We start from the raw sequence: 9,257 nt of genomic DNA on the forward strand, positions 1-9,257 counted from the left end.
ACCACCTGACCCCTCGTCAATCCGGCCGACGGGCCGGGGCGTCCGACCCGGCGCCCCGGCCCGCGGCCGTTCTTGGCGGATCCTCGCCAGTGGCGTCGCACAACCGGGCAAAACGCCCCGGGCGACCGACCGGACACGTCGCGTTACCAATCCTTGATCCGGAGCCGGTCGACAAGTCTGTTCACCGGTACGCAAGATGTGCCGCGTGCCGAGACCCCGCATTCCGTCCGCCCTGACCGCCACGGTGGCGGCGCTGTCCTTCGCGCTGTGTTCGTGCGCCTCCACCGGCGGCCCGGCGGGCGGCGGAGCCGGGGCGGCGGCGGCCGGTGACGTGCCGCGGATGACCCAGCAGGCGCTGAACGCCAAACCGCGCACCGCACTGCGCCAGGGCGGCACCCTGAACTGGGCGATCGACCAGTTCTCCAGCCAGTGGAACCCGGTGCACGCGGACGGCTCCGAGGCCTCCACCAACGACGTGGTCAAGGCCCTGCTGCCGACCCTGTGGCGCTCCGACGCGGGCGGCGTGCAGACCCCCAACCCGGCCTACCTGGCGGACGCCCGGGCCGAGACCCGGCAGGGGAAGCAGACCGTCGTCTGGACGCTCAACCCGAAGGCGCACTGGTCCGACGGCGAGCCGATCACCTGGCGCGACATCCAGGCCAACTGGCAGGCGCTGAACGGCCAGGACCCGGCCTTCAAGACCGCCACCAGCAACGGCTTCGACCAGGTGGAGAGCGTGGTCCGCGGCCAGGACGACTTCCAGGCCGTGATGACCTTCAAGGAGCCGTACTCGGAGTGGCAGGCGATGTTCAACAATGCCGGCAACGCCCCGCTGCTGCCCGCGAAGTACATCTCCACCCCGGACCTGTTCAACACCGCCTTCAAGGGCCGCATCCCGGTCACCGCGGGCCCGTTCAAGGTGGCCAAGCTGGACGGCGAGGCACACACCGTCACGGTGGTCGCCGATCCCGGCTGGTGGGGTGACAAGCCGCTGCTGGACAAGATCGTCTTCAAGGTGGTCGACACCGGCGCGATGCCGCAGGCCTTCGCCAAGGGCGACATCGACTTCTACAACAACGGCCCCAACGCCGAGGGTTACCGCACCATCCAGGCCACCGCCGGCGCCGAGGTGCGCAAGGCCGGCGGGCCGAACCTGCGGCACCTGGTGCTGAACGGCCGCAGCGCGCTGCTCGGCGATCCGAAGCTGCGTCAGGCGCTGATCCAGGCGATCGACCGCTCGGAGATCACCCGGACCGACCTGAACGGCCTGGACTGGCCCTACGTCCCGATGAACAACCACTTCCTGGTGCCCTCGCAGCACGGCTACCAGGACAACTCGGGCGGCCTGAGCCGCTTCGACCCGGACGCCGCGAAGGCGACCCTGGACTCGCTGGGCTGGAAGGCCGGCCCCTCGGGCGTCCGCACCAAGGACGGCAAGGAACTGGCGCTGCGCTTCCTGGCGCCGGCCTCGAACAACCTGGCCGCCAACGAGAGCGCGCTGGTCACCCGGATGCTGGGCGAGATCGGGGTGAAGGTCACGGTGCAGACCGTGCCGGCCGGCGAGTTCTTCGACGGCTACGTGTACAAGCACGACTTCGACCTGACCGCCTTCGCCCTGCTGGGCACCCCCTTCCCCGTCTCCAACTCGATCAGCACCTTCCAGCAGGACTCCGGCTCCAACTGGTCCCAGGTCGGCAGCAAGGCGCTCGACAAGGCGATGGCCGAGGCGGCCAAGGCGGACACCGTGGACGGCGAGACGGAGGCGCTCAACCGCGCCGACGCCGAGGCGTGGCAGGTGGCCGGACTGGTCCCGCTCTACCAGCGGCCGGCGATCTACGGGGTGCGCAAGAACCTCGCCAACCTCGGCGCCCCCGGGCTCGCCGACTTCGTGTACGAGAACATCGGCCTGCTGAAGTAGCGCGCGGCGAGGACTCGCCATTGGCGGGAAATTGCCAGGGGTGCGACCGCGCGGCCTGTCGCCAGAATTAAGGCGACCATACAGTGAATTCGCTTCGGCACGCCCGAAAACACCGGTGTCCGATTATCGGACACTCATTTGCCGACAATAATTCCGCCGAACAGCGGCAAAACGGACATCGGATCTACGCGCGTCGCCTGACCGCCTGCCCGAACTCGCCGTCCTGATAGCGGAGCTGATGGTCCATCGTTACGGACAGGTGAACAGGCCTCGACCGCATTTGTCCGGTTATGACCGTCTTGCTGACTGCGTGTCAAGAGTTTCAGAACTACGAAGTGGTTGACATTCCAGCACGAAGCAGGAAATGCCCCACCAGCAACTGAGGAACTCTTGACGTTCGATAAACGACTTGCAAGAGTCCATTCATCCAAGTTCTTACTCCTTGCTTCTGCACGGACCACGGTCGGGAGCTTTTGCACCATGACGACGCCTTCTGGGGCCACGACGGACGGGGACACCCTCCGTCCCGGGTCCACGACGGACCTCGCGGACAACGCCTCGGCCGACGCGCCCGCCGATCCCGGCTTCCGCGGCCTCTCGCCCGGCAAGCTGATGTGGCGGCGCTTCCTGCGCGACCGCACCGGCGTGGTGAGTGCGTGCGTGGTGCTCTTCTTCATCGCCGTGGCGGTGCTGGCACCGCTGATCTCGCTTGTGTACGGCAAGGACCCGCAGACGCACTACGGGCAGAACGACCCCTCCCTGCTGACCGACTCCGGTCTGCCGGTGGGCGCCAACGGCGGCATGAGCGGTGACTTCTGGTTCGGCCTGGAGCCGGGCCTGGGCCGCGACGTGCTGATGCAGCTGATCTACGGCATCCGTACCTCGCTGGTCATCGCCCTCGCCACCTCGCTGCTGACCACCGTGATCGGTGTCGCGCTCGGCATCGCGGCCGGCTACCTGGGCGGCAAGACCGACTACTTCATCGGTCGCGTCATCGACGTGCTGATGTCGTTCCCCTCGCAGATCTTCCTGATCGCCACCATGCCGGTGGTCACCAGCCTGCTGGTCGCCCCGGACGAGAAGGAGCCGGGCTGGCTGCCGTTCGTCGCGGTCACCATCGTGCTCTCGCTGCTCGGCTGGATGGGCCTGGCCCGCATCCTGCGCGGTGTCTCGCTGTCGCTGCGCGAGCGGGAGTTCATCGAGGCGGCCAAGGTCACCGGTGCCTCCCCCGCGCGGATCATCTTCAAGGAGATCCTGCCGAACCTGTGGACCCCGATCCTGGTGCAGTCGACGCTGGCGCTGCCCGCCTTCGTCACCGCCGAGGCCGGCCTCTCCTACCTCGGTGTCGGCGTCAACGAGCCCACCCCCGACTGGGGCCGGATGATCGCCGACGCGGCCAACTACCTCCGCACCGACGTCACGTTCCTGCTCTTCCCCGGCCTCGCGATGGTGATCTTCGTCCTGGCCTTCAACCTGCTCGGTGACTCCGTCCGGGACGCCTTCGACCCCAAGACCAACCGCTAGCAGCCCCAAAGACTCCGGGGGGATGGGCAAGCCAGGCCCCGGGCACACCCACTCAAGTTGTCAACACCTACCCCAGGCAGGATGAGAATGAGCTCTCGCAACATGCGGCTCGCCGCCGCCATCTTGGTGGCCGGGGCCCTGACCGTCACCACGGCGTGCTCCAGCGGCCACAGCAACAGCGACTCGGCCTCGGCCTCGAAGTCGCCGGTCGCCGCCACCGCGATCTCGGTCGGCACCGCCGCCGACTCGAAGGGCCCGGCCGTCGCCGAGCCCGGCGCGAAGAAGGGCGGCACGGTCAACATGATCGACCGCGACGACTTCTCGCACCTGGACCCGGCGCAGGTCTACATGAACTACAACAGCGAGGTCTCGCTGCTGTTCACCCGTCAGCTGACGGGTTACAAGTACTCGGCGGACGGCAGCAGCCAGAAGCTGGTCGGCGACCTCGCCACCGACACCGGCACCACCACCGACGGCGGCAAGACCTGGAAGTTCACGCTGAAGGACGGCGTGAAGTGGCAGGACGGCACCCCGATCACCTCGGGCGACGTCAAGTACTCGATCGAGCGCACCTACGCCTCCTTCATCAAGTCCGGCCCGACCTACATCCAGTCCTGGATCTCGGGTGACAAGTACCGCGACGCGTACCCGGGCCCGATGGGCGGCCAGGAGCTCGGCGCGATCGCGACCCCGGACGACAAGACCGTGGTCATCACCTTCGCCGACGTGCACCCGGACGCGAACTTCACCCTGGCGATGACCGGTTACGGCATCGTGCCGAAGGCCCACGACACCAAGGAGGAGTACGACAAGAAGCCGTTCTCCTCCGGCCCGTACCAGATCGTCGAGCATGTCACCGACAAGTCGCTCGACCTGGAGCGCAACCCGAACTGGGACCCGGCCACCGACCCGATCCGGAACGCCTACCCGGACAAGTGGCACATGGAGTTCGGCGTCCAGGCCCAGCAGTCCACCGAGCGCTTCATGGCGGACAACGGCCCGGACAAGACCGCCTTCTCGTTCCACAACCAGGTCCACACCACCTACATCGACCAGGTGAAGGCCGACGAGAAGCTGAAGCCCCGTACGCTCCAGGGTCTGACCCCGTACGTGGACTACTACTACATCAACAACACCCGCATCAAGGACCAGAAGGTCCGCGAGGCGCTGATCCGCGCGTTCCCGCACCAGCAGACCCGCCAGCTCCAGGGCGGCACCAGCTACGGCGACTACGCGACCTCGTACATGAGCCCGACCGTCCTGGGCTACGAGGCCAACGACCTCTACGACGTCCTCAAGAAGCCCGAGGGTGACCCGGAGGCCGCCAAGAAGCTGCTGACCGAGGCCAACGCCGTGGGCCAGACCATCGTCTACGCCTACAACAACACCCCGGTCCAGCAGAAGGTCACCGAGGCGATCCGCGACGCCCTCGAGAAGGCCGGCTTCAAGTTCGTGCCGAAGCCGCTCGACTCGAAGACCTACTACGACCAGACCGGCCTCGTGAACAACGAGTACGACCTGTACTGGGGCGGCTGGGGCGCCGACTGGCCGACCGGTTACACCTCGATCCAGCCGGTCTGGGACGGTCGCACCATCGCCGACGGCGCGTCCAACTACGCCCACTTCAACGACCCGGAGATCAACACCGCGATCGACGCCGCAGCGAAGATCGCCGACCCGATCGCCCAGGGCAAGGCGTGGGCCGCGATCGACAAGCAGCTGCAGCAGAAGGCCGCCTCCATCCCGGACGTGTACCAGCGCTCGATCAGCCTGTACGGCTCGGGCCTCGGCGGCGTCAAGTTCGACAGCCTGTTCGGCCTGCAGTTCCCGCTGAACATCTACGTCAAGTAGTAGTAGTCATCACCGAGCGCTAGCTCACGGTGGGGGCGCCGGCACGATCTGCCGGCGCCCCGCACCCCGATCAGGAGAGCCCGTCCGATGCTCCGATTCCTCGTCCGCCGATCTCTCGGCGCGCTCGTCATTCTGGTGATCGTCTCGATGGTCACCTACGCGCTGTTCTTCGCGATCCCGGCGGACCCGGCGCGGCTCTACTGCGGCAAGACCTGCAGCCCCGAGAACCTCGCCCTGATCAAGCACGCCATGGGCTTCGACCAGAGCACACCGGTGCAGTACTGGCACTGGCTCTCCGGCATCTTCACCGGCCAGATCATCGACGGCAAGAACTGCGCCGCCCCCTGCTTCGGCTACTCCTTCGCCAAGCAGGAGATGGTCGGCGGCATCCTGCTGGACCGGTTCCCGACCACCCTGTCGCTGACCATCGGTTCGGCGATCATCTTCCTGATCTTCGGCATCGGCACCGGCATGCTGGCCGCCCACAAGCAGGGCAAGGCCGTCGACAAGATCGCCAGCTCCGCCTCGCTGCTCGCCTCCTCGATGCAGATCTACGTGGCCGGCCCGCTCGCCCTGTGGGCGCTGGTCTACAGCACCGACCTGATGAAGCAGCCCGCCTACGTGCCGTTCACCGAGGACCCGATCGGTTCGATCACCGGCATGCTGGTCCCCTGGATCGTGCTCTCGCTGATCTGGACCGCCAACTACACCCGCATGACGCGCTCCTCGATGGTCGAGCAGCTCTCCGAGGACTACGTGCGGACCGCTCGCGCCAAGGGCATGTCGGGCAGCTCGGTCTTCCTGCGCTACGCCTGGCGCGGCGCGATGGGCACCATCGTCACCGTCTTCGGCATCGACCTGGGCGTGCTGCTCGGCGGCGCCATCATCACCGAGACCACCTTCAGCCTGCACGGCCTCGGCGAGCTGGCGATCCACTCCTTCCGCGACTCCGACCTGTCGCTGCTGGTCGGCGTCACCATGGTGGCCGCCACCCTGATCGTCGCCTTCAACATCGTCGTCGACGCCGCCTACGCCCTGATCGACCCGCGCATCCGCCTGGCCTGACCGGCCGCACCCCAGGCCGATCCAGCAGTCCCGACCTCACGTACCGCACCGAGGAGCCCAGTCCATGACCACCCAGGCCAAGCCCGAGGAGGCGTCGCCCGCCGGCAGCGGCGGCAGCGCGCCCTTCCTCTCAGTCCGCGACCTCTCGGTCCGCTTCAGCACCGAGGACGGCGTGGTCCGGGCCGTGGACAACCTCTCCTTCGACGTGGCCCCGGGCACCACGCTCGGCATCGTCGGCGAGTCCGGGTCCGGAAAGTCGGTCACCAACCTGGCCGTGCTGGGCCTGCACAACCCGGAGCGGACCGAGATCAGCGGCTCGATCAAGCTGGACGGCCGGGAGCTGGTCGGCGCGTCCAACCGCGAGCTGGAGCAGCTCCGCGGCAAGACCATGTCGATGATCTTCCAGGACCCGCTGACCGCGCTCTCGCCGTTCCACACCATCGGCAAGCAGATCGGCGAGACCTACCGCAAGCACACCGGCGCCTCCAAGAAGGAGGCCCGGGACCGGGCGATCGAGATGCTGACCAAGGTCGGCATCCCGCAGCCCACCACCCGGGTCGACGACTACCCGCACCAGTTCTCCGGCGGTATGCGCCAGCGCGCGATGATCGCCATGTCGCTGGTCTGCGACCCGAAGCTGGTGATCGCCGACGAGCCGACCACCGCCCTCGACGTCACCGTCCAGGCGCAGATCCTGGACCTGCTGAAGGACCTTCAGCAGGAGATGGGCACCGCGATCATCCTGATCACCCACGACCTCGGCGTGGTGGCGCGGACGGCGCAGAACATCATGGTGATGTACGCGGGCCGGGCGATCGAGCGCGGCACCGTCCGCGAGGTGCTGAAGACCCCTCAGCACCCGTACACCTGGGGCCTGCTGTCCTCGATGCCGAGCCTGACCGGTGACGTGAACGTGCCGCTGACCCCGGTGCGCGGCACTCCGCCGAGCCTGATCAACCTGCCGACCGGCTGCCCGTTCAACCCGCGCTGCGACTTCCGCGAGCAGGTGATCGGCGGCGGCTGCACCAGCGAGCGCCCGGCGCTCAGCCCGGAGACCGGGCACGCCGCGGCCTGCCACCTGAAGGCGGCGCAGCGGCAGGACATCTTCATCGACCAGATCAAGCCGCGGCTCGGCTGAGAGGGACCGGCGACACCATGAGCAACGAACTCACCCTCGACAAGTCCGCCGCCCCGGCCGCGGCCACCGGCGACCCGCTGCTGTCGATCTCGGGCCTGGAGAAGCACTTCCCGGTCACGGACGGCTTCCTGTTCAAGCGCAAGGTCGGCGCGGTGCACGCGGTCGACGGCGTGGACCTGGAGGTGTTCCGCGGCGAGGCGGTCGGCCTGGTCGGCGAGTCCGGCTGCGGCAAGTCGACCCTCGGTCGGCTGGTCACCCGCCTGCTGGAGCCGACCGGCGGCGAGATCACCTACGCCGGGCAGGACATCACGCACGCCAAGCGCAAGCAGCTGGCGCCGATCCGGTCCGAGATCCAGATGATCTTCCAGGACCCGTACTCCTCGCTGAACCCGCGGCACACCGTCGGCTCGATCATCGGCGCGCCGATGGAGATCAACGGCATCAACCCGGCCGGCGGCATCCAGCGCCGGGTGCAGGAGCTGCTGGAGACGGTCGGCCTCAACCCGGAGCACTACAACCGCTTCCCGCACGAGTTCTCCGGCGGCCAGCGCCAGCGCATCGGCGTGGCCCGCGCGCTCTCGCTCAACCCGAAGCTGATCGTCGCCGACGAGCCGGTCTCCGCGCTCGACGTGTCGATCCAGGCGCAGGTGGTCAACCTGCTCCAGGAGCTGCAGCGCGACCTGGGCATCGCCTTCCTGTTCATCGCCCACGACCTCTCGGTGGTGCGGCACTTCTCGCAGCGCGTCGCGGTGATGTACCTCGGCAAGATCGTCGAGATCGCCGACCGCGCCTCGCTGTACGAGTCGCCCCGCCACCCGTACACCCACGCGCTGCTCTCCGCGGTGCCGGAGGCCGACCCGGACGACAACCGCGAGCGGATCCGCCTGGTCGGCGACGTCCCCTCGCCGATCAACCCGCCGTCCGGCTGCCGGTTCCGCACCCGCTGCTGGAAGGCGCAGGAGAAGTGCGCGACCGACGAGCCGCCGCTGGTGCAGATCTCCGGCAACAAGCCGGGGCACCTGACGGCCTGTCACTTCCCCGAGGCCGGGGACATCAAGCAGAGCCCGGAGGACGGCGCGATCGCGGTGGCCGTTCCGGAGCCCCGCACCGAGGCCTGACCGCACGTCACGAAGGGCCCCCGCCGATCCGCTCGGTGGGGGCCCTTCCGTGTCCGCGCTGCTACTGGCCGATCTCCCGCTCGCCGGCGAAGTGGCAGGCGGAGTCGTGCCGGGCCCGCCCTTCCAGCCAGTCCCGCACCGTCAGCGCCGGGTCCTCCCTCGCGCACTTCTCCTGGGCCTTCCAGCACCTGGTCCGGAACCGGCACCCGGAGGGCGGGTTGGCCGGGGAGGGCACGTCGCCGGTGAGCACGATCCGGTCCCGCGACTCCCGCGCCGCCGGGTCCGGCACCGGCACCGCGCTCAGCAGCGCCTGGGTGTACGGGTGGGTGGCGTGGTCGTAGATCTCCAGGTCGGTGCCGATCTCCACCATCCGCCCGAGGTACATCACGCCGACCCGGTCGGAGATGTGACGCACGATCGACAGGTCGTGGGCGATGAACATGTACGACAGGTTGAACTCGCCCTGGAGCTGCTCCAGCAGGTTGATCACCTGGGCCTGCACCGAGACGTCCAGCGCGGAGACCGGCTCGTCGCAGATGATGATCTCGGGCTTGAGCGCGAGGCCGCGGGCGATGCCGATGCGCTGGCGCTGGCCGCCGGAGAACTGGTGCGGGTACCGGTTGATGTACTCGGGGTTCAGGCC

The 9,257-nt window shown here is 68.2% G+C and carries 7 protein-coding genes; 6 read left to right on the forward strand and 1 reads right to left on the reverse strand.

The genetic code is table 11. The features are described from left to right. Window positions 1-205: 205 nt before the first annotated feature. The 6 genes from AB0K51_RS04100 (at window position 206) to AB0K51_RS04125 (ending at window position 8,614) form a co-directional block, all read left to right on the forward strand. Window positions 206-1,918 (forward strand): ABC transporter family substrate-binding protein, encoded by a 1,713-nt coding sequence (locus AB0K51_RS04100; RefSeq protein WP_363450242.1) that lies wholly within the window; start codon window positions 206-208, stop codon window positions 1,916-1,918. 480 nt (window positions 1,919-2,398) lie between these two features. Beyond that, window positions 2,399-3,442: an ABC transporter permease gene (locus AB0K51_RS04105; RefSeq protein WP_363450244.1), complete on the forward strand. Its 1,044-nt coding sequence runs from the start codon at window positions 2,399-2,401 to the stop codon at window positions 3,440-3,442. An 87-nt stretch (window positions 3,443-3,529) separates the two neighbouring features. Then, on the forward strand, window positions 3,530-5,293 hold the full coding sequence (locus AB0K51_RS04110) for an ABC transporter substrate-binding protein (RefSeq protein ID WP_363450246.1): 1,764 nt from the start codon (window positions 3,530-3,532) through the stop codon (window positions 5,291-5,293). Window positions 5,294-5,380: 87 nt separating this feature from the next. Beyond that, entirely contained in the window at window positions 5,381-6,358 is a 978-nt protein-coding gene (locus AB0K51_RS04115) for an ABC transporter permease (protein WP_363450248.1), read from the forward strand. A gap of 64 nt (window positions 6,359-6,422) precedes the next feature. Next, complete coding sequence (locus AB0K51_RS04120) at window positions 6,423-7,496, forward strand: ABC transporter ATP-binding protein (protein ID WP_363450250.1); 1,074 nt, start codon at window positions 6,423-6,425, stop codon at window positions 7,494-7,496. Between the two features lie 17 nt (window positions 7,497-7,513). Beyond that, window positions 7,514-8,614 (forward strand): dipeptide ABC transporter ATP-binding protein, encoded by a 1,101-nt coding sequence (locus tag AB0K51_RS04125; protein WP_363450252.1) that lies wholly within the window; start codon window positions 7,514-7,516, stop codon window positions 8,612-8,614. Between the two features lie 61 nt (window positions 8,615-8,675). On the opposite strand, the gene AB0K51_RS04130 is transcribed toward AB0K51_RS04125, so the two are convergent. Further along, window positions 8,676-9,257: ABC transporter ATP-binding protein (locus AB0K51_RS04130; RefSeq protein ID WP_363450254.1), on the reverse strand; the 582-nt coding region annotated here is incomplete at its 5' end.

The sequence above is a fragment of the Kitasatospora sp. NPDC049285 genome (genome assembly GCF_040678815.1).
Classification (GTDB): Bacteria; Actinomycetota; Actinomycetes; order Streptomycetales; family Streptomycetaceae; genus Kitasatospora.